We start from the raw sequence: 25,657 nt of genomic DNA on the forward strand, positions 1-25,657 counted from the left end.
TTGTTAAGGGCTTGATATAGGAAGTTGGTGCGGTCATTTCATCCTCGCGGGATCTTCCGAGAGAGCGCCGTTGCTGCGGAGCTGGCGCACGATGCCGTTATAGGCGGCGTGCAGGCCCTGGCTTCGGCCGATCTCGTGATCCGACCCGGCTGCCTCCCAGAAGGCGACCAGCCATTCGTCGGGACAGCGGCCGCGCAGAACCCAGAGCGCCAGCGCTACGCCGCGCGTCTGCACCTTGCCCTTGATGGCCGTGGCCTCGCGCAGGACATCGACCGCGCGTTCGATGGTGCCGGTCGCACGGGCGCTCGCCTCAATGGAAGTCATGGCTGCGGATGCGGAGGATTTCCTCTTGCTCCTGGATCGTGCCGAACGGAGGCGACGCCAGCGTGCGTCCGCGCGGGAAGCTCGGATCGCGCGGGTCAGGTCCGCCGCCATTGTGGGCGCCATCGCCGCGGCCCGGCGCGACCGCGAAGTTTGTGCGACCAATCGAGCGGAGCATGTCGTCGTGATCGGTGATCCGATCGCAGATGATATGGATGACCTCGCCTTCCTTCTGCAGCCGTCCGCGCATCGCGATCATCGATGCGGACATGACCTGGCGCCGGTAGATCTCGAACCTGTCCGGCCAGAGGATGCCGTTGGCGATGCCCGTCTCATCCTCGATCGTGATGAATAGGACGCCTTTGGCCGAGCCGGGGCGTTGGCGAACAAGGATGACGCCCGCGACCTCGACATTGCGGCCGTCGCGGATGGTCGCGAGATCGGCGCAGCGGACGATCCGCATCGCGTCCAGTTCACCGCGCAGGAAGCTCATTGGGTGGCCGCGCAGCGACAGCTGCAGCGAGCGATAATCCTCAACGACCTCGCGCCCGGCGGTCAACGGCGCCAGCGTCACCGTCGGTTCCATGCCCTCCGGAGAGAAGCTCGCCTCGCGCGCATCGGCGGCGGCGAACAGGGGAAGTGGGGCTTCGCCCAGGCCTTTGACCTTCCACAGGCCCTGCCGTCGATCCTCCGCGATGCAGTGGAAGGCGTCGGCTTCGGCCAGACGTTCAATCGCCACGCGCGGCACGTCGGCGCGCCGCCAGACTTCCTCGACGCTCGCATAAGGCGTGTCGCCTCGCGCCACCGCGATCTGGGCACCATGGATGTTGGCAAGCCCGCGCACCTGCCGGAAGCCGAGGCGGACGGCCATGAAGCGCCCGCTTGTCGGCTCCAGCGTGCAATCCCAATGGCTCTGGTTGATCGAGACCGGCCGGACCTCGACACCATGCTTGCGGGCATCCTGAACGATCTGCGCGGGGGCATAGAAGCCCATCGGCTGGGCGTTGAGCAGCGCCGCACAGAAGACGTCGGGGTGGTGATGCTTCACCCAGCAGCTCGCATAAGCGATCTTCGCGAAGCTGGCGGCATGGCTTTCCGGAAAGCCGTAGCTGCCGAAGCCTTCGATCTGCTTGAAGGTCCGCTCGGCAAAATCCTTGGGATAGCCGCGGTCGATCATGCCATTGACCAGCTTGTCGTAGAAATGGCTGACGCCGCCGGTCAGCTTGAACGTCGCCATCGCGCGGCGGAGCTGATCGGCTTCGACGGGCGTGAACCCGGCCCCGACAATCGCCACCTTCATCGCCTGTTCCTGAAAGAGGGGCACGCCCAGCGTCTTTTCAAGCACGGCGCGGAGCTCGGGCTTGGGATATTCGGGCTTCTCCTTGCCCTCACGGCGGCGGAGGTAAGGATGGACCATGTCGCCCTGGATTGGCCCAGGTCGCACAATCGCAACCTCGATCACGAGATCGTAGAATTCCTTGGGCTTCATCCGCGGGAGCATCGACATCTGCGCCCGGCTCTCGATCTGGAAGACGCCCAGCGTGTCGGCGCGCTGGATCATCTTGTAGACCTCGGGATCATCGTCCTGCAGGTCCGCCATGCCGACATGCAAGCCCTTCTCCTGCTCAAGCAGGTTGAAGGCGCGGTTCATGCAGCCGAGCATGCCAAGGCCGAGCACGTCGACCTTCATGAACTTGAGCGCGTCGATATCGTCTTTGTCCCATTCGATGATCTGCCGGTCTTCCATGCGCGCCGGCTCGATCGGCACGAGATCGTCGAGCCGGTCCTGGGTCAGCACGAATCCGCCGGGGTGCTGCGACAGATGTCGGGGCGTGCCGATCAGCTGCCGCGCGAGGCGGAGCGTCAGCTTGAGCCGGTGATCCTGGGCATTGAGGTTGAGGCTCTCGATCTGCTCATCGCTGATCCCGTCCATTGACCAGCCCCAGACGAGGCCGGTCAGCATCTTGGTGAGATCGCGCGGCAGACCGAGCGCCTTGCCGACTTCGGCCACCGCACCGCGCGTGCGGTAGCGGGTAACGACGGCGGTCAGCGCCGATCGATCGCGTCCATAGGTCTCGTAGATCCACTGGATGATCTCCTCGCGGCGCTCATGCTCGAAATCGACGTCGATATCGGGCGGCTCCTTGCGCTCGCCCGACACGAAGCGCTCGAACAGTAGCTCATGCTGGATCGGGTCGATCGAGGTGATGCCGAGCAGATAGCAGACGCAGCTATTGGCGGCCGAGCCGCGCCCCTGGCAGAGAATGCCACGTCGCCGGCTCTCCGCGACTATCGCATTGACCGTCAGAAAATAGGGCGCGTAACCGAGCTGGTCGATCAGTTGCAGCTCATGGCCGATCTGGTCGCGATAGCGCTGCGGCACCCCGTGCGGGAACTTCGCTGTCACCGCCGCCTCGGTCATTTCAGCCAGCGCCTGCTGCGCCGTACGCTCGACCATCACCTGCTCGTAGGGGTATTGATACTGGATCTCGCCTAGGTCGAAGGTGCAGGCACGCGCGATGTCAGCGCTGGCCTGGATCGCGTCGGGAAACGCGCGGAAGCGCCGCTCCATTTCCGCAGGCGGTTTCAAGTGCCGGTCCATGAAGCGCTCGCGCCGATAGCCGAGTGCATCCACGGTGGTTTTCTCGCGGATGGCCGTGACCACGTCCTGCAGCGGCCGTACCTCTGGGCTGTGATAGAGCACGTCACCGGTTGCGACGGCCCGCACCGCGTACCGGCCGGCCAGCGCGGCCAATTCATGGACCCGGATCGCATCGTCCGGCCGGCGTCGGAACGAGAGTGCGCAATAGGCGCGCGCCCCAAACGCCGCTGCCATATCGATGAGCTGCCGCCCGGTGGTCTCGTCCGGCAGATCGGGCACAAGAATGCCGACGAGCCCTTCGGCATGATGGACGATGTCCGCCCAGTCGAGGATGCAGAAGCCCTTGCCGCCGCGCGCCTTGCCGATCGACAGCAGCCGGGTGAGCCGGCTCCACGCGGCGCGATCTTGCGGGTAGAGCAGAAGCTCATGGCCCCCGGTCGCATGGACGCGTGCGCCGGGGATCATGCGCACGCCAGTGGTCTTCTGGCCATCCCAGCCGCGGACGACGCCCGCAACGCTGCCCCAGTCCGCGAGCCCGAGTGCGCCATGGCCCTGGAGCGCCGCCGCCGCGAACAACTCTTCCGGCGAGCTCGCGCCCCGCAGGAACGAGAAATGGCTCATCACCTGAAGTTCGACGTACGTCATCAGCCGAACATCCCATGGATGTACCAGCTGAGATCACCGGTCTCGGGCTCGACGCCATCACCGCGACGGAACAGCCAGAACCGCTCGCCGCTCTCGACCTCGACCCGGAAATAGTCACGCACCGCCCACAGCTCGGTGTCGGTCCGCCACCATTCGCCATGGATTCGCTCCGGGCCATCGCCGACCGTCACACGATAGGCTTGGCCGCGCCAGGTGAAGCGCCGTGGTGGATGGTCAGGGAGCAGCGCCACGACATGGGTCAGATGCTCCGGTCGGCGCAGCATGCGGACCGGGCGCTTCCACTGCGGCCAGCAGGCGGGTTCGTCGAGCGGGCTGACCCGCCGCGTGGCGCGTTCGGGAACGTCGCTTTCGTTCGGAGCTACCCGGAACACCGCGGCCTCGCCCGCGCGGCCGACAAGCTGATCGATCGCCGGCGCGAGGTCCGTCACGGCCGTATCGGACGTGATGAGCGATCCCGCCGTGCTGGCGCCGAGCGGCTCGCTGTGCGGCACGGTGAGGTGCATCGCCTCAATGCCAAGACCGGGCCCGATCCGATCGAGCTTCAGCGCGAACATGCGCTTCAGGTGCTTGGCGTCGCGCGTTGCCCGTGAGGCGCCAATGACGATGCGCTGCGCTTCGCCATCGACTCTGTCCGCCACCAGCATCGCGGTGCGAACACCAAGGCCGCGCTGACGAAGCACGCCGATCAGGTCATCGACGAGATCCGAGATTACCTGTGTGATGCTCTCGGGGGTGCCGATCGGCTCGAGCAGACGACGCGACACCTCGGGCGCCTCGAACGGCACAACCGGTGTGATCGGCTCGGCGACATGGCCGAGCGCCTGGTCGAGGCGGGTCACCGCATCGAGGCCGAGCCGCTTCGCCATCGGCCCGCGCGGAAGGCGGATAAGGTCCGCCACCCGCTCCAGACCGAAGCGTGCCGCCGCAGTCAGCGCGGCCGTCTCAAGCCTAAGTGCCGCAACCGGCAACTCGGCGAGCGCCGTCGCCTCGGTTCCGGAACCGAGAATGAGGATGTCCCGGCCGCCATAGCGGGCGAGCGCATGCGCCGCGCCAGGCGTGCCGGCGATCGCAATGCGTGCCGTGAAGCCCAGCCGCTGGAGGAAGCGGAGCATTCGGCGGCAGAATCGCTCCTCGCCGCCGAAGAGGTGGGTCGTGCCCGACAGGTCGAGCCACAAGCCATCGTCGCCCGACACGCTCGCGGTCGGCGTCCAATGCATGACGCCATGGAGCGCCAGCCGATCAAGCCACGCCTGGTCCCCAGCCGGATCGGCATCTCGCACGTCGAGATCGGAAACCAGGGCCCGGGCGTGGGCTGCCACCATCCCCGGCGTCAGGCCCAGCGACAGTGCGACCGGACAGGTTGAGCGGATCACCTCGCGCTGCCCAACACGTTCAATGAGAACGGTCGGTCGATCATGGGCGGGATTGATGACGGGCATCGGCGCCACGCCGCGCCCGCCTTCGTCGGGCGGCATCACCTTGAACGGATGCTCGACCGGTTCCGAACGGCGCCCCAGCATCCGCATCGGCGGACGCTGATGGGCGGGCAGCTGTGCTATCTGGCCGATGACCTGGGCCTTGCTCGGGCCACCATCGCGCGCCCAACGCGCGCCGGGTCGCCAGCCCCCACCGCGTGGGACCGAGCAGGCGCCGGGGTCATCGTCGACAGGCGAAGCGAGCGGCGCTGCTGGAGCGCGTAGTTCAAGCGGCCTGGCTGGCCGCTCCGACCGCCGCAGCCGCTCGATGGCGAGCTGGGGCAGGTAGAGCGAGGCGACCCGTGTCATCGCAAGCCTCGAGCACAATAGAGAAGGGATTGCCGCCCCGCTGCCGCACGAGCTCGACCGACCAGCAGGCGCGGCCGACGCCGGGCGCAGGCAACGGGACCGAGGGTGCGCAGCCAATGCGCCAGCGCGTCATTGCCGCGGATGGCCGTTCGAGCGGATCACGGCTGGTCCTGGCCCAACGCCGGAGGAGCAGCATCGGCGTTCGGCCATCGGCTGCCGCCAGCTGCAGCCGCCGAGTGGCGGTCTGGTCGGCGACCTTCACCTCGGCCACCACGGCGGAGAAACTGCCGTCGCGAAGCGAGTCCTCGGCGAGCGCCAGCGCCATCGTCTCGTTCTTGCCTTGGAGGTAGAGCAGCTTCGCGGCCGGCAGGCCGGCCTGTTCGAGACCCGGCGCATAAAGATCGAAGCGGGTGAGTGCCCAGGCGACGTTGGCGCCGGGCACAGTAGCGAACCGGGCGGCAAGCCCCGCGACGAACAAGGTTGCAGCGGCATCGTCGCCGAGCGTCGGCGAAGCAGCGGTGATTTCGTGGAGACCGCCGCCGTCTATCCCGCCCGCCCCAAGCCGACTATCGAGCGCGTCGATCCCGAAAGCCAGCACCGGCCCGCGCTGGCTTTGGGCCTGCGCAAGCTGCGCGCGAAGCGCGGCTAGCTGATCGGCGGACGGCCGATCGAGGGACGACGGTTGGGCGGACATCGGGCAACATCGACTCACTTGTTCGCGTTATGTTCCGATGAGTCCGGAGATTCGTCAAGGCTTGTGAATCCCTCAAGGAGCTGCTGACCTAGCTCTTGCCGATCTCGCGCCAGGATTTCTCGCTGATTTCGACGTCGTGTTTTTTTGCAGCTGCCTTGATCCGCTTCCAGGCATCGTCGCGTTCGTCGTCGCTCACGTCCTTAACCTGGTTGAAGCGTGCCACCGCGTTGCGGACATGGCTCGCGTTTTCGAGCGGTTCCTTCCGCTGCTTCGGGAATGCGAACGATCCCTTGGAAAGGTCGTCGCGGTCTTCGGTGCTGAGCTTGGCCATTATCGCCTCCTGATCTCCGCACACAACGGATGAGGAAGGCGGAGGGTTCTGCTCAGGCGGCGGCCGGGTTTTCCCGTGCGCTCACCCGACCTGCTCGACAGCAAGGCTGCCCGCCGGAAGGGCCTTGAGAATGGCCTTCGCCGACACCGAGGGGTCCAGCCAGTCGGCCCAGTCCGTTCGATTGAGGACCGCGATCTGACGGTCGTGAAATGGCCCGATGTCCGGCCCAGGATCCATCGTCAGCATCGTGAAGGCTTCACCGACATCCGGATTGCTCCGCCATATGCCAGCAATGCAGAACCAGGGCTCTCCCTTCTTCGTGAAGAGCCATTTGTCCTTGCGCTTTTTCTTCGGGTCCTCGGGGCTCGTGAATTCATAGAAGCCGTCGGCGAGGATCAGGCAGCGGCCGGTAGTGAACTCACGGCCGTCCGATCGAAAATTGTAGACCGGCTTCTTGTTGGGCGCTGGCCAGCTCCATCGACGCTGCACGAGCTCGCCCTCCAAACGGCTGGTACCGGTGCGCACGATTGGCGCTGTATCGGTGATCTTGATGTCTGCTCGCGGCGCGAGGTTGGGGACACCCTCGGGCGTTTTGATCTTGATCTTGAGACCGTCGAGGTCCTCGATAATCGAGGCTACGTCCACCTCCAGCCGATAATCATTGCACACGCGGTCAGCCTTTCTTGCGATCCGTCGTCGTTCCCATTATGTTCCATACACCATGGAGTCGCCAACACCCTTCGATTCGGAAGCTCCGCTCGGGAGCCGCCGTGCAATCATCCGGCGAAACCCGGACGATGCCAGCGAAATCGAAATGGTGGAGGCGACCTGGGGTTCCGATCCACGGTTCGGCGCCGGGGTTACCTATCGCTTCGCGCGCTCGGAGGGGAAGACCTTTCCGAGCCATCGCTGCCTGATCCCGGCCAGCGAATTCCACATGACGGTCGGCGAGAAGCGCTATCGCGTGACGCTTGATGGCGGCAATCACTTCTATCTCCCCGGCATCTGGGAACCGGCAATGGCCGACTGGCCGCTCTGCTACCGGGTCATCACGGTCGCTGCCAATCCGGAGGTCGCGCGATATCAAGAGCGCCACGGTGCGATCATCCAGCGGCGCCAGGTGATGCAGTGGCTCGACGCTCAAGTGCCGGAGACCGATCTGCTGATGACCCCGCCCACGCGGACTTTCGTCGTGGAGGAAATCACCTCGGGCTCCATGCGAGCTTCGCAGCAGGTGCTAGCGCTCTAAACAGCGAGCCGCGATCGCGCTCTTGACCGACTTATGGATCGTGCGAACGCGCTCCTGCGCGGACGATACGAGGCGGCCCATCCCATCAACGAGAGTTTCTCGCGTCCTCACGGCTTAGCGATACGACCGCTCATCCATTTTCTGACCCATCGCTGACGTTTGATATCTCCGAGCCCATCCAAGACCGATGCAGGCAAAAGCTCTTGTTCGTCGCTGAAGAGGCCACGCGCCGGATGCCCCTCGGGCAGCAGATCGAGGATTGCCCGGGCAGCCCCGAGATCGCGATCATGAAGGAAGTAAGCACCGAGAACGGCCAGCGAGCGATCCGCGTTCGAATTAGCCATGCGTTCGCACAGCGCAATAGCTCTCTCGATCGGAGCATGGTGGCAGACAAGCACCACCGCTGACGGCGCTAGCGCCGCGCCAAGCCTGACGATCCGTTCCGGGGTGAACGGAGCCAGCAACTCATCCTCAATTGTGGCGGCGAAGACTAGGGCATCAAGCGCGTCGAGCCGAAGCAAACCACGATCGCGGTCGCCGAATAGCGCCCGAATTCTCGTGCGAATTGCGGGGGACCCGCAGTCGGCTGCGACCCGCAGACATCCTTGGCTGAGCGCTCGATCCGAGGTGGTCGTCGCTAACTTTATGAGCTGGTCACTGGTCTCGTCGGATAAGGGGGCGTAGGCCGCAAGCCCTTCCACTGCCTCCCGCGCGATCGGGTAAGAATCAGGTTCGTTATGGGAAGGGTCGGCGTCCGACCACGTGTCGCCGGTCAGACGCAGCAATACCGGGAAGTGATCGGGATGCGGCTTCGCTGCAATCGCGCGCACCAGTGCCTGACGAACATGTCGGCCAGGATCGCCGGCCAGCGCGAGGATTTCGACGGGGAACGGCGGATCAGTTCGGCTCACCAAGAACTCGATAGCAACAACCCGCGCACTCGCCCGAACGTGCTGACGGGCCTTCGTGATGGCTTCTCCATCCTCGATCTCGACCGCAGCCGAAGCAGCGGCCTCTGCCAAGTCCTTGTCCTCGGTCTCATTCAACCATCGGCGAACCGCCTCGACCGGCATCACGCCCGCCTCAATCAAGAGCGGGACGACCTCCGAGAGGATGCGAGGCCGCGCCGTCTCAGCCGCTTGCCGCAAAATTTCAACCGCTTGATCGCTGAGCATCGCGGCACGCGACCGCCCGAGAAGCAGCGCCCAACCGACCTCGCGGTAAGCGGGATCCAGCGCCCGAATAAGGCTCGCCATTCCGGTCTTCTGGAGCTTGGAATAGCGGCGGCGCGCAGCGATCAGGTCGCAGAGGAAGGCAACGCGCAGGGCGGCGGTTGGAGAAGAAGCGAACGCCTCGGCAAGAAGGTTCTGGTCGACGCCCATGGCGCAGGCGATGGCGGCCTGACTATCGCTTTGCTCTGGAATGCCGGCGATCAGCGCTTGCTTGAGCTTCTCTCTGAATTCCGAATGCCAATGTTGACGCAGCGCGTCCCACGCCGCGTCCTCATGTCCGTCCGCCTGAGCTGCAGCGAACATCGCTGACAGCTCCTCGAGACTCGGGGCGGCTGTGGCATCCGCGTCGCGGATTGCGCGTGCCCAGTAATATCCGAACTCGGACGCGCGATTATGTCCGGCGAGCTCCTTCCAATCGCCGGCCGCACGGACGGCTTCGATATAAAGCTCAACAATGATGCCAGATGCATAGCCATCGTCGTCGTGGCCGGAGGTGTAATACTCCTCGAACCCATAGTCGCACTCGCCGTCGGCAATGAGCCGCCACCTTTCCGCATTTTTCGCACGCTGGGCATCATCGCCTGCAAGATCGTCGAGTGCTTCTTCGAACACTGCTTTGAAGGTCGCAAGATCACGTAACGCGCCGGTCACGACCGCCTCGATATTCGAGCCGTGACCCATGCCAACCAGACGGCGCGCGGCATGAAGATAGGCGGGCTCAAGCCCAGTCGCGATACGGTCGAGTGCCAACGGGAATTTGGCACCATAGGAACCATGTTCGTCGGAAAGCTGATCGCGAACGAAACGCTCGGCGATCAGAAAGGAGCGTGGATCCTGCGAGATTCGATCATACCACGCGTCGGGGAAGTTCGGTGCCTTCCATCGGTCAATGAAAAAGGCCGCGCCTCGCTGGACGCTGGTCAACAACCAACGGGCCAGTTCCGATGGGTTGGAAGCCTCACTGCCTACGTCGCTGGCTAGCTGGAGGAGCTTGGGAAAATCCGCGGATGGATCGACCAGAGCAGCGTCTAGCCAACCATCGATTGCAGCTTGGGCGGCAGCGGGAACGTCGAAGGTCAACGCGCCGCCTTCGACGCCGGCGACGAGCCGGCGCCCTTCGTCGATCAGGCGAGCGGCCGTCTCCATCCCCCACTCGACGTGCGGTTGCGGGAGGGTGGTGAGCGCGGTCAGCAGCGCTGCAAAAGCCGGCTCATATCGAAACAAGTCAGCCTTCAGATGACTCTCGAAACCCGCCCGTACACTCGGATGCGCGAAGGCGACCGATGTTGTCGGCTGTCGAAGATGGCGCGCGGCGATCATCGTGTCGATCAGCTTGTCGAGACCATTGGCAAGGTCAGGCGCGGCGAGCCGTAAGGACCGCATCAACGCAACGAGCTGCGTGCGATCGAACGATCCCCGTGCCGCCAGCATGCCCCAGATCGCGGCAGATTGGCCCGTTGTGTCGGCATGGGTCAGGAAGCGGTCGACTACGCCCTCGACCGCATCACGATGAGCAAGACCGATCAGGCGATGGAGCCATTGCCCGTCATTCTCGCCCTCCACACGACCGGACAGGAGGTTGGCGAAAAATAGGTCGAGCTCAAGCGGCTTTTCGAGCACGCGGAGAACGTCGGATCTAAAACTGAGCGCCTTCGCCTGAAGCTCGGGCGGGAGGAGATCCATGCGCTTATCGTAAATCTGGGCGAAACGACCGTTGAGATACCGATCGGCTTCCAATTCGATCGACCATGGAGCAACGCCACCGACGGCTTGTGCGCCGCGCAGCATGTCGCTTCGCGACGTAACCACGAACTGATTGTCGCTACGGGCGTCGCGCAGCATGCGCGGAAGCTGCTCGGTCCACGTCTCGGAGCCGGTTCGCAGGCTATTCTGCCCCCAAGGATCTTCGAGATAAAAGAGCTTCGGTCCCGTCTGAACGATTTGCCGGATGCTCGAGGGGTCACTGTTCGGATTGACCACGACTATGTCGAGCGCCCCGTTGCGCTTACGCGCCTGATCGCACAGCGCGCGTGCAGCCAGCGTTTTGCCGGTTCCAGATGATCCGGCGATGACCACCGCGTTCTTCTTTTCAATCTGTCGGATCATGTCGGGGAAATTGGTGGGTTCCACGAAGGCATCGAGCTCCGCGACGCTCGCAAGAAATCCGCCGTGGGAGCGGACCGTGCCTAGCAGATCATTATAACCCCAGACCCCCGGCGAGGTGCCGCGCATACGCGCCTTGGCTTCTTCACGAAGTATGTTGAGACATGCTTCCTGCCGATCCTTAGGAACGCGAAGGATAGCGGTCAGTATATGTTCTAACTCATATTGGAGCAGCTTGGGCGTCAGACCGGCATAGATGGCAACTCGCCGTTCCGGCGCGTCGGGCAGGATGTCACGCAATGAGGCCGGGAAGTCGTCTCCTTCCGACTGCTCCTCAAAATCGCCGACGAGTAGACTGCGAGCGACGCCCGACACATCGGCATTCGTCACGAGCAGGTACCGAGTATCGGGATCGGCGAGGTGGTCCTTGGCCGGGGTGCGCCGCTTGCCGTGTTTAAGGAGGCGCTCGAAATCGGCGAGCGACCACGGATCTCCGCCGCGCAACTTTACTTGCATGATGAGCCGGGCGGCAACGCCCAGCTCCGCCCGCGTCTCGATATGTCCGGGATCATCTTCTGTGAGTTCGACCTCGATATCATCGGCATTCGCTGGTTCCAGCGTGATGCGCGACGCGGATTTGGTGACGAAAAGGATTCGCAGCGCCGCCAGGATCGAAACGTCGAGCTGGTAATCGTACCCGGCCAGCGCGGCTGCGGCGCCCGAATCATTACCGAGGGCGGGGCTGGGATTGGCTGGCGCGTTCATCGGCAAACATTAGCCTGGAACGAGTGCAAATCGACAGCAATGTGGATGCCATCAATGCTCCTCGTCGACATAAAGTTTAGGGCGTCCGGCGATTGTCCTGGATTGACGCCCCGCGCCTGATAGGCGTGGTCTGACTGCCGTCCGCGGTTCTATCGTTTGCGGTGACCGCATCGAGCTTGTCCTGGTTATTCGCAAATCTCTTGATCAGTCATCCTTCGAGGCGTGTCACCACTATAGGTGCCGCGCCTGAATTGCCGGGCCGTGCCGAAGCAGGAACCCAAGTCCGCGCGCGAATATAATCGGGTCCCCGTTTCCGATCGGAAATGCGACCATCGCTTTACCCGCAGGACAGGCATGTAAAGCGGGCGCCACCACAATGGCGACGTTTGCGGTTGAGTGACGATCCGGAGTGGATCACAGTATCGGACGGGAGGAAAGATGGCGGAGAACGACGGGGAGGGCGACGAGACCATCCCACCGCTGCGCAAGCGCAAGCCGGATCAGACTCTGTACACGCGCCAACCGGAAACGGAGCGGCTGCTGGCAGGCCTCCTTGGGCTCCCCGAACGCGAGGCCCTCGAACGGGCCGCAATCACGCGGCGGAGCGACCCCGGCTGGCTCCGCGGCGAATGCCTCGTCTTCATGATGCGCCGCGCGTCGCGTCGCGGCGACAAGCGCTCCTATCAGCGGTGGTGTCGGCTCCTGCTGGAGCGAGTACGTGCACAGATGCCACACGGGCGCAGCGGAACGTCGTTGAGCACACTCGAACTCGCCATGGCCGAATACGGCGTGGACCGCTTTGCCAAGCTGCTCGGCCCGGACCTGTCGGGCTACAACGAGGCGCTCGACATCTACGAAGCCGTGTTCGACCTCGCATTGGCGCGTCTGCGTACCGATGCGCTCAAGACCACATTGCCGAAGCGGGACGACACGAAGCCGAAGCCCACCTACGTCGAATATGGCTCCGACCCGCGCGTCGATCTCGAGGTGGAGCAAGCCAAGGCCGAAGAAGACCTGTTCGGCATCGCCCGCCGCAACGACGAGGATTTCCGATTGAAGGCGTGGGAAGCGATTGACGCGCTACCAACGGAACAAAACAGGATTCTCACCATGATGAGGGAAGGCGTGCCGCCAGGAGAAATGGCGAAGATACTCGGGCTTGAGCCCAAGACGCTGTACAACCGCAAGATGGCAGCACTGAAGGCCGTGCGGGACGCGATCGGGAGTGTGGGACGATGAGCGCGGAGGAACCAACACTGGATGCCGTGCTCGAGGCTTTCATGATGGACGCACATCAGAACGGCGCGCTTGCGACCTACCTACAGCGCCATCCGCAATTCTCGCTGGAACTGATCGACCTTTCACACGAAATGCATCGCGTACCGGGCGATGAGCACCCACCGCTCGATCACGCCGCGCGGACATCGATGGATGCCGTCGTCGCGCGCGTTCTCGAGGCCTGGCCAGTGCAAGAGGGATCGCGCAACCTGTTCGCGGAACTCAGGCCCGCGGACTACGGTCGGGTCTCTAAAACGATGGGCGTGCCGCGCGGGGTGATCGGAGCCGTGAAGGATGGACTGGCGATCTGGTCCACCATTCCCGGCAAGTGGCTGGCCCGCCTGGCCGCAGCGCTTGGCGGCACGGTGGACGAACTGCGCGCGAGCATCGGAGGTGCTTCCCCGCAGGCGAGCTACAAGTCCGAGGCTCGACCTGAACGGAAGGAGCCAGTCCCGTTCGAACAGTTGCTGATCGAGGCGCGTGTGGACGACGCGCGCCGGGCCGAGATCATGGAGGACGGTGACTGATGGACGCTGTCGAGACCTCGCGGCGGGAGGCGGCGGCACTGCACGCCGCCGCTCTTGCCCGAGGTATCGATCCGTGGAAGCCACTGGAGTTGGTCCTCGGCGAGGTCGAGCGCGCCGGCTTCGAGGCCGAACCAAGACAGAAGGGCGCAACCCAGCTGGGAAACGCTCAGGCGAGTTTCGACCCGGAGCTGGGCCTCATCCTTTACACCGATGATGGCACGGATTTCGACCGCGCCTTCCTGATTGCCCACGAACTCGGACACGCCTTGCTCGGTGACGGCGAGGGCGCGTGCGACACCGATCAGGAGCGCTCGTCTGAGGCCGCTCCCGAAGGTGAGGAGCGGATAGTTGCCCATGGCCCGCGTCAGCGGCGCGAGGTACAGATGGACTTGTTCGCCCGCGAACTCCTGCTCCCGCGCCCTTTCGTCAAGGACTTGCACCTCGGCAAGGGCATGAGCGGAGCTGCGATTGCCGCCAGGATCGGCGCGACCAAGGGGGTCGTCTATCAGCAGATGCTCGACGCCTTGCTTCTCCCTGAAACTCCCGTCGATTTGGCTCCGCGTCCGCGTAAGCCGCTGAACCAACGCCAGCAGGTGGCGGCGGACCACCGTGGATGCGCCTATCTGCTGGAGGCGGGGCCTGGCACCGGCAAGACGCAGACGCTCACCGCGCGGGTGTCGGCGCTGCTTGCCGAAGGCGTCGATCCTCGCCGTATCCTCGTGCTCACCTACTCCAACCGCGCTGCCGGCGAATTGACCGGTCGAATCGCCGGCGCGCGTGGCGATGCGCTGGCGGCGATGTGGATCGGGACCTTCCACGGCTTCGGACTCGACATACTACACGCGTTTGGCGACCGCATCGGCCGGACCCGCCGGCCGACCCTTCTCGACCGCGCTAGCGCCGTCGCGTTGCTCGAAGACGAGCTTCCGCGGCTCGGCCTGCGCCATCACCGCGACATGAAGGACCCGACGACCCTCGTGTCGAACATGCTTGATGCGATATCGCGGGCACAGGACGAGCTCTGCGACTGCAAGCGCTACGCATCGCTCGCTGCCGCTATGCGTGACGCAGCGGACGTACTCGAAGGCGAAGCGCGGGCCGCCGCCATCGAACGCGCCGAGCGGGCGGCAGAGATAGCGGTTTTCTACGCGCATTATGAGAAGCTCAAGCTGGCCGACAATTTCATCGACTTCGGCGACCTCGTCATGTTGGCAGTCGACCTGCTCGAGAACGACGCCGCCGCGCAGGCGCATTACCGAGGCAAATATACCCACGTCCTCGTCGACGAATATCAGGACGTGAACCGCGCCAGTGTCCGTATGTTGAAGGGGCTGAAGCCCGACGGCCAGGGACTCTGGGTCGTCGGTGACGCGCGGCAGTCGATCTACCGCTTCCGCGGGGCCTCTTCTCGCAACATGGCGCTGTTCGCCGGCGACTTCCCCGGTGCTGAACATGGAGACCTGATCGAGAACTACCGCTCGACGGAGGAGGTCGTGCAACTGTTCACCCATCTCGGGCAAGGTATGACGCCGGTCCGGGGCGAAGGCGATCCGGAGCCGCCGCCGTTCGAGCCCCTGACGTCGGTGCGCGGCCCTTCCGGTGTTACGCCCGAGTTGATCGTGGTCCGCGAGAACGCGTGCATCGCTCCCGTCATCGCGGACGAAATCCTCGCCGACGTCGCAGCGGGTGGACGCTACCGAGACCATTGCGTGCTGGTGACCGGCAACGACCGCCTCGCCGTCATCGGGCGCGGTCTAGAAGCGCTCGGAATTCCGGTGCTCTTTCTAGGCAGCATCTTCGAACGGCCTGAGATCAAGGACCTGCTCTGCCTCTTGTCGCTGACCACCGATCCGTGGGGCGCGGGCCTCGTGCGCGTAGCGTGCATGCCAGAGTTCCGCATGGACCTCCAACAGGTCATCGAGACAACGACCGCGCTGAAGAGCGTCGCCGCGGGCGGTTCGAACGCGCTACTGGATACCGACAAGGCCGCAGCGCTCTGCCCATCGGCGGCGGGTCCACTGGCGTCGCTTGCACACGCGCTGTCCGAGGTCGGATATGCCAGCAACCCCTGGTATGCGCTGGCTGGCATCCTGCTCGATCGCTCCCCGATCGCAGCGCGCCTCGCTTCGGGAACCTCCGCTGCGGACCGCTCCCAGGCGATCGCGGTCTGGCAGTTCATGAACTTTGTGAAGGCGGTGGGCGCACGCGAGAAGCCGGCCATCCCGGCGTTGCTGCGGCGTGTCCGGCGCCTGCTTCGCTTAGGCGACGACCGCGACCTGCGCCACCTGCCGGCCGCTGCCTCGGGGATCGACGCGGTCCGCCTCCTGACGATCCACGGCGCGAAGGGGCTCGAGTTCCCGTCCGTCCACCTGCCGGGTCTTAACGCCGACACCATGCCCAAAGCCGCTCACTACGGGCGCCCGGCTTGTCCTCCACCGGACGGCATGATCGAATTCGCCCGGGGTTCCGTCACCGAAGAGCTCGCGATCAGCCACGAGGAGGAGCAGGACTGCCTGCTCTACGTCGCGACGTCGAGGGCTCGGGACCGCCTCCGGCTCTACCGCTGCTCCGAAAAGAAGGACCGTAAGCCGCGCGCCGAATCCTCCTACGTCGCGCGCCTCGCAGGTCGGCTTACCTCGCGCGAAGCAGCGCCGTCGCGTGAGCCGTCGGTTCCTGCGGACGCGATTCCCGTCCCCATAACGGTGCCGGCGACGCTCAGCCTCGCAGGATGGAGAATCGAGACTTACCGCAAGTGTCCCAGGCGTTTCCTCTATATGCAGCTCTTACGCACGGGCGGAGCGACCGACCGCACCACCTACGGGTTGGTGCATGACATCGTAAGGAGGGTATGTCGCGACATCGCCGCGGGTCCGACCACACCGAGTGAGGTGGAGCTCGAGCGTTTGACGCGCGCTGCATGCGACGTTCCGGAGCTTTCCGAGCATGGCTATTACGCCGATTTCGTGCAGCTCGCGGTCGAGCTCGTCGCGTTCTACGGAGGCGAGCGCCGAACCCTCGCGGCCGCCAGCCACACGGCAGCCGCGATCGGGGTCGGGATCGACATCGTCGAGATCGATGCCCACGAGATCCTCGACGAGAACGGCTCGGCCGTCCTGTGGATCGTCCAGACCGGCCACCAACGTAGTAAGGCGGAAGAGGCGATCGACGTGCGCGCGGCCGTGGTGGGCGCGATGACCCGTATGTCGGGCTCGCGCGTCGAGATGCTCAATCTGGCCGACCGGCGCCGGGTCACAGTTGCTCCCAAAAAGGGCGCTGAGGGCCACTTCCAGCGTATCACCGCCGCGGCCTTGGCAGGCATCCGAGCCGGCTCCTTCCCCAAGCTCGACAACGCTGGACCCCGCAGCTGTGGGAACTGCCCGGCGCTGATGATCTGCGATGCACTGCCCGCGGGCGCCGCGATGGTGACGATCTAATCACACCTTGCGAGCCGACAGACGGCCAGCGCTTTTCCGATCCAACACGTGGCTTCGATTGACCGTGCAGGACCCCCGGAAGGGTTCGCATTGGAGCTTCGAAGATGGATTATGAAAAAATCGAGAGCGGCGCTGACGGTCCCATGCGGGACGACGGTGTCGAGCTGAACCAGACGACCGACTACCGTCTCAACTATGGCGATGGCGGCCTGACGTTCCGTCAGCTGGTGTTCGCGGACCCGGTGCCCGTCGGGCGCCAGATCCTGGAGCATGCCGGCGTTCGCGACGTCGAGCAGTACGCGCTGGTCGCGCTCCTGCCGGGCGGCGCCATGGAGGACATCCGCCTCGACGAGCCGATGGACCTTCGCGGGCGCGGCATCGAGCGCGTCGTGGCCTTCCGCACCGACGTGCTGCAGCGTGCCTTCCTGCTCGGCCGCGACATGCTCTGGGGCCGTCCCGACATCAGCGGGCACGACCTCTACGCGCTTGCCGACCTGGCGGAGGGCGAGGCGCTCTACATCGACGTGCCGGGCGGAACCGACATCCCGGTCCCGCGCGACGGCATGGTCGACCTCGCCAAGCCGGGTGTCGAGCGTTTCGTCGCCGGCCCGCCGCACCCGCCGGCGGGCTTCGACATCGCCGTCAGCTACAACGGTATCGTCCGCACCGTACGGGTGACGCCGGGCGAGACGATCGCGGCGCTGATCGAAATGGTGCGGCCGCAGTTCGGCAATCCGGGCGGTGACCTCGTCCTGGTGGATGCGGCGTCGGGACGGGTGCTCGAGCCGACGCACACCATCGCGCAGGAGCGCGTCCAGCCTGGCGCCCACCTGCAGCTGCGGCCCCGCACGGTGCAGGGCGGCTGACATGCCGACGCTTCTGCCACGGCATGTGTTCGACGAGACCTTCGACCGCCTCCGCTCCTGCGGGGGCGGTCGTCGCGAATGCCAGGCGCTCTGGGTCGGACCCTGGTCCGATCCGGAGCGCGTGACCCGCGTGGTCCATCCCAAGCACAGCGCCAGCGCCGTCGGGTTCACGCTCGAGGACAGCTGGCTGACATCGTTCTGGAAGTCGCTGGCGGATGCCGGGGAAGGCGTCAGTGTCCAGGTGCACACCCACCCTGGCGCCGCCTACCACTCGGCGACCGACGACGCCTTCCCGATCCTCGCGGTACCCGGCTTCCTCAGCCTCGTCATCCCCCGCTTCGCACTCGGCCCAACCGGATTCGACAGCGCGTTCCTCGCGCGCCTCGATGACGACGGGCGCTGGCGCGAGGTGCCTATAAAAGACCATCTGGAGCTCATCTGATGTCACTCAACGAAGCACTTTCGCGCACCCTCCTCCTCATGCGGACCGACCTCGACGCCTCGGTCCCCGACGGAGCCTTGGTCGATGCGCTGACTTCCGTCCGCGTGGTGCTCCACGCGGGCGCCGACGCGATGGCGACGCATTCCGGGCAGACCGCGCTCGTCACCGCAGCACTCACCATGGCGCGGTCGGGCCATGAGGTATGGATCGACGGCGCAGACGTCGACACCATCGGTGCGCAGCCGCCGCTCGAACCCGGCAACCTGATCGACGCCATCGTCGCGGTCGGCCAGGACCTGCTGCCCGGCTGCTCGATCGCCCGAGGAGCCCCGCCGAATACTGACCTCGCGGTCACGATTGGCACGGTCGCCACGAGCATCGGGTCTACCCGCCGCATCGCGATCGACGCGGGTGATTGGTGGGGGCGGATCGCGCCGCAAAGCGCCGGTTGGTCCGGGTTGGACTGGCCGCTGGGCGGCATTTGCGCCGGTGTGCTGGTCGCCTCGGAGGCGTTCCGGATCGCGATGCGGCGGCTCGCCAACCATGCCCGCGCCCGCGACTATTTCGATGAGCTTTATGCGGAAACCGCAGACGCCACCTTCGCGTTGGCGCCGGAGAACACGCCGAAGACTATTTCGCTCCCGCACTTCGACCTTGTCAGCGGCGGCGCAATCGCGAACGCGGCGCTATTCGCTTTGGCCAGGCTACCGGGGGTGGTCGGCAGCGGCCGGGTGCTCGACGACGATGTGTCCGCGCTCAGTAACCTCAATCGGAACGCGCTACTGGTGCGCGGCGCGCTGGAGATCGCCAAGGTGACGGACCTCGCACGTCGCGCGAAAGGTATTGCCATCGATCCCGAGCCCGTCCGCTACGTCATGGGCATGCCGGTAGCGCCTATTGTGCTGGTGGGCGTCGACGACATTCCGTCCCGTTGGGCGGTGCAGGCGGCGGCGCCATACTGGCTGGGGGTCGGCGCGACGGAGGGGTTCGCCGTGCTGGTCTCGTCCCATACGCCGGGCCAGGCTTGTGTCGGGTGCCTGCACCCCGCCGCGGCGTCCCCGACCGGGCCCATCCCGACCGCTGCGTTCGTGTCCCTCCTGTCAGGCCTGTTGCTCGTCGCCCGCTGGCTTCGGTCGCTCGGCCTCGAGGGACCGGCGCTTGCCGACCAGCAGGCCTTTATCAACGCACTGCGTCCAGAGGGCTGGACCTATGGCGCGATGCCTGTCGCCCCCAATTCCAGCTGCCCGGTCGGCTGCGCGGCCTCCACGACGCGCACAGCGGCCTGAGTGCGACAGACGCCGATCGCCCAATCCCAGGGTCAGCGGATCTCGATCCGTGTCATGACCGCGGCGATCGGCTGGTGCACCCAATACTCGAAGCGCGTCCGCCCGGTGACGCGCTCGATCGCGCGGGCGTAGACCGAGACCTGACCCGCGAAGGCGCGCAGGCGCTCCTCGTCGAGCGCGACCGAGCCGGGGAAGCTCTTATGGTCGATGATTGCATAGCCGTCGCCGAGATCGACCAGCAGGTCGAGGCGACCGGATAGCACCTGCAGGCCGTCCTCCGCGTGCACCGGCCACTCGCGGAGCGCGGTCGCGCCCGCGAACCGCGTGCCAACGAATGTGTGAAGGCGATCGGCGATGGTCACCAGATCCGCCGGCGCCACATGGGGCACGCCCCAGCGCAGGAGCGCGGCCTCCGCCTCGGACGTCCGCACCTCAAGGCCAGCGCCTGGGTCGTCGGAAGCGAGGAATCGGTGAATCGCCTCGCCAAGCAGCTGCAGATCCGGATTGCCTACCAGCGGGATACGCGCGCCGAGCCCGTCCGTGCCCGTTACGACCACCCCGGCATCCTTCAGCACCGCGTCACTCGGCCGTAGCCGTAGCGGCGGATGCGCGACACGCGCCGTCGTGGGACGGCCGTATTCGATCACGGTCTCCGCTGCCTCCTCCACAGGCTGCAGAACCTCGGCGCAGGGCCGCGCCGGGAAGCGCGCGGCGGCGACGGTCACCGCCGCGCCTACGTCCGCGATGAGAGGCGAACCCGCGTCGTCCGTAAGCTCGTCGAGCCACGGCAGGGCGCCACCGGTCGTGGCAAGCACGAGATGGTCGCGCGCGCGCGTCATGCCGACGTAGAGCAGGCGCGTGCGCTCCAGCCGTTCGGCGGCGATCGCGGCGATCCCCTGCGGGCTGACCGGAGCGCTCACATCGAGATCGACGTCCTTTTGCTGCTCGCCATAGGGCCAAGGCCAGTAACGCAGCACCCGTCGAGCAAGTGGAGCGCCCCAATCGGGTGAACCCTCATCCTCGGCAGTCAGCCCGAACGGTGACCCGCGCGCCGGCGCGTCGAGCTCGGTCAAGACCACGACGGGCCATTCGAGGCCCTTTGCACCATGGTAGGTCATGATATTGACCGCGTCGGGATGCGTGCTCTCGGGCTGGCGTGCATCGTCGCGGTCAGCGATCCATGCGCAGGCGCCGGCCAGCGTGGCGGCCTGACGCTCCGCGCGCTGTTCCTCTTGATAGCCCTCGACCAAACCCCTGAGTGCTTCAAGATTCTGCAGGCGCTGCTCGGCCTCGCCCCAGCGCAGGATGGTGTCGAGGACAGTGTCTGCGTGAAGCAACGCGTCGAGCACTTCGGCTGGCGTCAATTGCGGCGCACGTTCACGGATCACCGAGAGCGCTTCGGCGAACGGGAGCTGGGCGACGAGGCCCGCGCGTGCGTCGGCTTCGAAAACGGCGGCGAACCAGCCTTCGCCGTCTGTGCCGAGACGGGCAAGCTCCGCGAGCGCGAGCGTGTCGCTGCCGTCGGCGATCCAGCGGAACGCGGAGAGCGCGAACTCGATCTCGGGTTGATCGAGAAGTCCCGAGCGCTCGACGGCGACACGGACGCCGTGCGCCGCGAGCGCCGCCGCGAGATCGCTGACTTGCGCATTACTGCGGCAAAGCACCGCCACGTCGCCGCCGCGCGCACCGCGCGTCGCACCACTCCGTTCGGTGACCGGCCAACCGGCGGGGTCGGCGAGCAGGCCGGCGATCCTGCTGGCGAGCATCGCCGTGCGCTCGTCCTTCCGCTTGCCCGTCATCGGAAGGAAGGAAAGGGCGGCCGGGAATGCGGGATCCTCAGTCCGTGCGCATCCCTCGAAGCAGATCTCCTCCTCGGCCATGCCGACCCGCAGCATGTTCGGGGCAATCGCGGCGTTCACGAAGTCCGCCAGTTGCGGCCGTGTCCGGAAGGAGCGGCGCAGATATGCCACCCCGCCGCCCGATGCTGCGGTGATCGCCGCCGCCGCCGCCGTGGTGAGCGCCGGGTCGGCGTCGCGGAAACCATAGATCGACTGCTTTGGATCACCGACCCAGAGATTGCGGCCGGCAATGCGCGAAAGCGCGGTGAAAATGGCGATCTGGATCGGGCTGGAATCCTGAAACTCGTCGACGAAAACGGCACCGATCAGCTCGCGCAGTCGTGGGCCATTCGCCGGGTCGGAGATGATTTCGAGCGCAAGCATTTCCTGGTCGACGAAGTCGAGCAATCCTCGCGCACGCTTGTGCGCAGCATATGCCTCCATGCACCGCGCTGCGCAGTCGAACACAAGTTCTAAATAGCGCTCAATATCGGCTCTCAGCGCGGGATGACGGGGATGGGCAGCCGCCGCGGCGATCACTGCCGCGAACAAGCCCGCGTCCGCCTTGGTGGCGCCGAGCTTGGTGAGCCGCGCCCAATCCGACCACGGCAGCCTGTCGCCTGACACCAACGTCCGTAGGGTCTTCTCCACAACGGGGACATCCTTGGAGAGCGTCGTGGCCTTGAGACCTGCGCGGCCACGCTCGACCTCGACCACGCACGACTCAAGCGCCAGGCGAAGAGATTGATCGAGGGCGTCGCCCGTCTCGCCGGCCGCTGCGGCGGGCAGGAGCGCAACAAGGCTAGTTGCCGAGCGTTCGGCGCAATGCGCGAGCCTGTCGGCGGGTATTCCATTTGAGCGCGCGAGGTCCACGGCGCGCCTGACCTCGTCATGCCATCCTCTGATAGTCCTGCCATGCGCCGTATAGCTTCGCGCCTGCAGGCCGAAGCGCTCGGCGACCTGCGCGATCGCCGGGCCGCTTTCCTCGATCACGGCGCCTACAGCGCGGGAAAACACCGCAGCCTGACGATCTTCCGCAATGACCTCGGCGACCGGGGACCTCCCGAGCTCAAACGCGAACTCCGCGATAAGCGATCCGCACACTGAGTTCACGGTGCCGATGCGCGCCGAAAGCATCGCGGCCGCGAGATCGGCCCGACCGCCCTCGATCAGTCGGGCCCGGATACGGCCCGACAGCTCCGCCGCTGCGCGCTTTGTGAAGGTGGTCGCCAGGACGCGGTGCGGCGGTATGCCGCCCATAACCTCCGCCACGATCTCTTCGACCAAGCGGTAGGTCTTGCCGGTACCGGCGCTGGCGATGATCGTATCGACCTTGTTCTGCACGTTAGCCTCCGTCATGCCAGCCCCCTGACACGGCACAGCGTTGCATAATCGCACCAGTCGCAGTGCACATCGCGAGTGATGCCAAGTGCGGCGGGAATGCTGTCCTCAACACCTTGTACGCCCGTCGCGAGAAGCGTCCCTGCCTCCGCGCCCTCTCGCCACGTCCGCCAAGCCGCGAGGATTGCGGCCCAGGTGTCCGGAAAGGAACGTGCCCCTTCGACTGGTCGCCCTACGAGGCCGGTGCCGGCCAAGGTCAGGAACTGCCGCTGGTTCAACAGGAAATAACCGGCCCGGTAGGGGCTGTCGCCAGCGACCAGCGCGCCGTAGGTCGCGAGCTGGACTGCGCGGCCGGTCGCAATCTCATTGACACGCGAACGGTCGCTGCGCGTCCACTTCAGGTCCACGATTACGGCGTGTCCGGCGCGGTCGCGAGCGACGAGGTCGACTGATCCCTGCATCGCGAGCAGGGTCTCGAAAATTCCGCTGACCTGTTTCTCGGTCGCCTCTACCGTCAGATCGTTCTCCGCGAGGCAGCTAGCGAGACTGGCCATGGCCGCAGGAAGTCTTCGCCGCGCCGAGTTCAGCTCTTCGGCGAACTCCGGGTGTCGGAGCGGCGCTGCCAACTGATCGATCCGCCCCTCGAGCAGATCGGCTGTGCGCCGTTCGGCCTCTGCTGGACCGGGCGGATCGCCGGGCGCGAACACCTCTCGAGCGATCGCATGCGCTAGATTCCCTAGCAACTGGTTTGCATCGGGGATCGAGCGGACGCGACCGGGTCGTAGCCTTGCGACATGCCGCAGGGCCCACATCAGCTGACAGGAAAAGAGGTTTTCGAGCGACGTCGCAGATTCCGCCGCCCCGGCAATACGTGCCGAGAACCCGCTGGGTACGGTCCAGGCGAATTGTGGGGCGGGAAGCGCTCGTGGCTCGATGGCCCGGCGCCCGATGGTCGTACCAGCAAGTTCGAGTGTCGGCCCGCGCAACGCCGCCTCGAGGGTGACGCGCGTCCCTACGCGGTCCAGCGCCGGCTTCAGGCGATGGGCAAGCGGATGCGCCATCTCGTCCGCCTCGCAACCGGGCCCTCCCGAGACAAAGACGATGCGCTCCCTCGCATGCATGACCGATCGCTCCCAGGCCGCACTTGCGGCCCGGGCGGCAAGCGTCATATCGTCGGCGGGACAGCCAGCTGCCGCGAGCTCTTGCCGCTCAGCATCGGTCCAAGGTGAGCGGTCGGCACCCTCGCGGGTAGTAGAAAAGTTCCACCAGACCACCGTGTCCCGCGGCGCCCAGATTGCACCCGGGTGAGGGACGCTGCGCCATTGCGCGGCCTCAGCCTGCGAGCCTGGATTCGGGTGCCCGATGTCGAGCGCCTGATCTATCACTCGCTCGACCAGCAGACGCGGTATAAGATCGCGGCCAAGCGCCGCGAGCGCCGCGCGCACTTCGCCGGCCAACGTTGATGTCAAGGCGTAGAGCAGGTCGCCGGTGGCAGCGTAACGGCGTACCGCCCACGCGGTTACGCGGTCGCAGATGCCGAGCGCCTGCGGGAGCGGCATCCCGGATACAGGATCTGCCATTTCCAGCTCAGTCCACTCCCGCCAACGGGCGAGCCTGGGATCTACGGCGGCGAGAGCGTCCGTGTCGTCTACGGCGTACTCGCGCTCGTTGGCGGCGATCGCTTCCCAAGCTTCGACCCATTCGGGGCCGCCACGGCCAGGCGCCTGCTCGAGGGCAGAGGCGAGCCGCCGCGCCGCGCGTGGAGCGATCGGAGAGGCTGGGAAGATTAGCAACTCCATGAGGGCCTGCGGATCAAAAGGCGCCCAAGCCCCTCTAAAGGCGAGCAACAGAAGCTGAAGGGAACCACGGTGGATCGACGAACGGCTCCGACCAGCCCGCGGCTGGCCGGTTGCATTCAGCCCGTGGTCTAGGAGGTCAGTGTCATCCTCTTGTGCTACGAGCGCCACGTTACCGTGCTGGCCGGCGAACCACTGACCCAGCACCTCCGCCGCAAGGGGCTCGCTTGCCGAGGTTGCCAGCGTCACGGAGCCGTCAGCGCCGGACTCGGGCACGACCCCGTCAGCGATCCACCGCTGCAGGCGGCCGAGCGATGTGGTCGGCGCCGCAGCGGCGGTGATCCCCACGTCCTCTACGGAGCAACCGAGGACTTGAAGCCTCTCCACCACACGGCGCAGCGGTGACGGGAGCAGTTGTGCGGAATCAATCAACCGGAGGCTCGTGATCGGCGTGTTCGTCGATCCGTCAAGTTTCACAAGGATAGCGGTAATTCGATCAGCAAGGCCAGGAGCAAGATCGGTTGCAGCGTTGGAGGCCATGGCCAGCTGTTTGAGGCGCATTCCGGACCAGGTCGCTTCGCTACGCCAACCGAGGCCAACGAGCTCGTCGCGCCAGCCGAGAAGGGTTCGCGCCGTAGCCCAGGGGTCCATGGCTAGGGAGCGAGACCAGAAGTAGTCGCCGTCGAGCGCTTCCAGAGCCGACTGGAATCCGGCGATCCGTACCACCTGTGGGCGGCGCGGACCGCCCAGGCCCACCGCCGTCTCTAGGATATCGACAAAGCCCGCCGGGCCTACGACGGGCTGCCCCAGCGCCCCGGTGCCGACGCCACCGTGATCAGGGCTGGCACCACCATCTGCCCAAAGGCCAAACACTACGTCCATTTCGATATTCCCTCCCAAGGGAACCATGTCAGTTCGATAGTGATAGACGCAATCGGCTTCTTGTCCGATCTGAGCAGAATCAGTTGGGACGAACCACCCGCGACGTGATCACCGGTCTCAATCAAGACTAAGCGAAGCAAATTGCGCCGATCGGAAAGCCGCACTGAATTTTGCGGCTTTTTTCGGGGCTCAACTCAGAGAAGGTCAATCTCCCGCGACC

Annotated in this window: 16 protein-coding genes; 7 read left to right on the forward strand and 9 right to left on the reverse strand. The window is 65.6% G+C overall.

All coding sequences use genetic code 11. The features are described from left to right. Nucleotides 1-33: 33 nt before the first annotated feature. The 6 genes from FYJ91_RS11830 to FYJ91_RS11855 form a co-directional block, all read right to left on the reverse strand. Nucleotides 34-324, reverse strand: a complete 291-nt coding sequence (locus FYJ91_RS11830; RefSeq protein WP_149522505.1) for a hypothetical protein — start codon at nt 322-324, stop codon at nt 34-36. Next, entirely contained in the window at nt 311-3,571 is a 3,261-nt protein-coding gene (locus tag FYJ91_RS11835) for an error-prone DNA polymerase (protein ID WP_149522506.1), read from the reverse strand. The genes FYJ91_RS11830 and FYJ91_RS11835 overlap by 14 nt, the downstream gene beginning before the upstream one ends. Beyond that, a complete protein-coding gene (locus FYJ91_RS11840; protein WP_149522507.1) occupies nt 3,568-5,373 on the reverse strand; it encodes a DUF6504 family protein in 1,806 nt (601 codons plus the stop codon). Before FYJ91_RS11840 ends, FYJ91_RS11835 begins: the two co-directional genes overlap by 4 nt. Continuing rightward, nucleotides 5,291-6,067 (reverse strand): ImuA family protein, encoded by a 777-nt coding sequence (locus FYJ91_RS11845; protein ID WP_181008477.1) that lies wholly within the window; start codon nt 6,065-6,067, stop codon nt 5,291-5,293. The genes FYJ91_RS11840 and FYJ91_RS11845 overlap by 83 nt, the downstream gene beginning before the upstream one ends. Before the next feature lie 88 nt (nt 6,068-6,155). Beyond that, the gene (locus tag FYJ91_RS11850) at nt 6,156-6,398 is read right to left on the reverse strand and encodes a DUF6582 domain-containing protein (protein WP_149522508.1); all 243 of its coding nucleotides are present in this window, start codon (nt 6,396-6,398) and stop codon (nt 6,156-6,158) included. An 81-nt stretch (nt 6,399-6,479) separates the two neighbouring features. Further along, entirely contained in the window at nt 6,480-7,067 is a 588-nt protein-coding gene (locus FYJ91_RS11855) for an SOS response-associated peptidase (protein ID WP_149522509.1), read from the reverse strand. Between the two features lie 145 nt (nt 7,068-7,212). On the opposite strand from FYJ91_RS11855, the gene FYJ91_RS11860 reads away from it, so the two are divergent. Next, entirely contained in the window at nt 7,213-7,647 is a 435-nt protein-coding gene (locus FYJ91_RS11860) for an SOS response-associated peptidase family protein (protein WP_149522510.1), read from the forward strand. A gap of 107 nt (nt 7,648-7,754) precedes the next feature. Here the strand turns inward: FYJ91_RS11860 and FYJ91_RS11865 are convergent, their stop codons facing one another. Further along, nucleotides 7,755-11,747, reverse strand: a complete 3,993-nt coding sequence (locus tag FYJ91_RS11865) for an nSTAND3 domain-containing NTPase (protein ID WP_149522511.1) — start codon at nt 11,745-11,747, stop codon at nt 7,755-7,757. Between the two features lie 438 nt (nt 11,748-12,185). Here FYJ91_RS11865 and FYJ91_RS11870 point away from each other — a divergent pair, with 438 nt between their 5' ends. The 6 genes from FYJ91_RS11870 (at nt 12,186) to FYJ91_RS11895 (ending at nt 19,580) form a co-directional block, all read left to right on the forward strand. Beyond that, nucleotides 12,186-12,986, forward strand: coding sequence for a sigma factor-like helix-turn-helix DNA-binding protein (locus FYJ91_RS11870; protein WP_149522512.1), 801 nt, complete (start codon nt 12,186-12,188; stop codon nt 12,984-12,986). Then, nucleotides 12,983-13,552, forward strand: a complete 570-nt coding sequence (locus FYJ91_RS11875; protein WP_149522513.1) for a hypothetical protein — start codon at nt 12,983-12,985, stop codon at nt 13,550-13,552. Before FYJ91_RS11870 ends, FYJ91_RS11875 begins: the two co-directional genes overlap by 4 nt. Then, a complete protein-coding gene (locus FYJ91_RS11880) occupies nt 13,552-16,986 on the forward strand; it encodes an ATP-dependent helicase (protein ID WP_149522514.1) in 3,435 nt (1,144 codons plus the stop codon). Before FYJ91_RS11875 ends, FYJ91_RS11880 begins: the two co-directional genes overlap by 1 nt. A 104-nt stretch (nt 16,987-17,090) precedes the next feature. Continuing rightward, the gene (locus tag FYJ91_RS11885) at nt 17,091-17,852 is read left to right on the forward strand and encodes a multiubiquitin domain-containing protein (RefSeq protein ID WP_149522515.1); all 762 of its coding nucleotides are present in this window, start codon (nt 17,091-17,093) and stop codon (nt 17,850-17,852) included. Between the two features lies 1 nt (nt 17,853). Then, nucleotides 17,854-18,294, forward strand: coding sequence for an MPN domain-containing protein (locus FYJ91_RS11890; RefSeq protein ID WP_181008478.1), 441 nt, complete (start codon nt 17,854-17,856; stop codon nt 18,292-18,294). Continuing rightward, complete coding sequence (locus FYJ91_RS11895; RefSeq protein WP_149522517.1) at nt 18,294-19,580, forward strand: hypothetical protein; 1,287 nt, start codon at nt 18,294-18,296, stop codon at nt 19,578-19,580. Before FYJ91_RS11890 ends, FYJ91_RS11895 begins: the two co-directional genes overlap by 1 nt. 32 nt (nt 19,581-19,612) lie before the next feature. Here FYJ91_RS11895 and FYJ91_RS11900 read toward each other — a convergent pair whose 3' ends face one another. Together FYJ91_RS11900 and FYJ91_RS11905 are read right to left on the reverse strand one after the other, a co-directional pair. Beyond that, nucleotides 19,613-22,777, reverse strand: a complete 3,165-nt coding sequence (locus tag FYJ91_RS11900) for a UvrD-helicase domain-containing protein (protein WP_149522518.1) — start codon at nt 22,775-22,777, stop codon at nt 19,613-19,615. Continuing rightward, on the reverse strand, nt 22,774-25,437 hold the full coding sequence (locus FYJ91_RS11905; RefSeq protein WP_181008479.1) for a PD-(D/E)XK nuclease family protein: 2,664 nt from the start codon (nt 25,435-25,437) through the stop codon (nt 22,774-22,776). Before FYJ91_RS11905 ends, FYJ91_RS11900 begins: the two co-directional genes overlap by 4 nt. Nucleotides 25,438-25,657 lie beyond the last annotated feature (220 nt).

Source organism: Sphingomonas montanisoli, assembly GCF_008274695.1.
GTDB classification, from domain to species: domain Bacteria; phylum Pseudomonadota; class Alphaproteobacteria; order Sphingomonadales; family Sphingomonadaceae; genus Rhizorhabdus; species Rhizorhabdus montanisoli.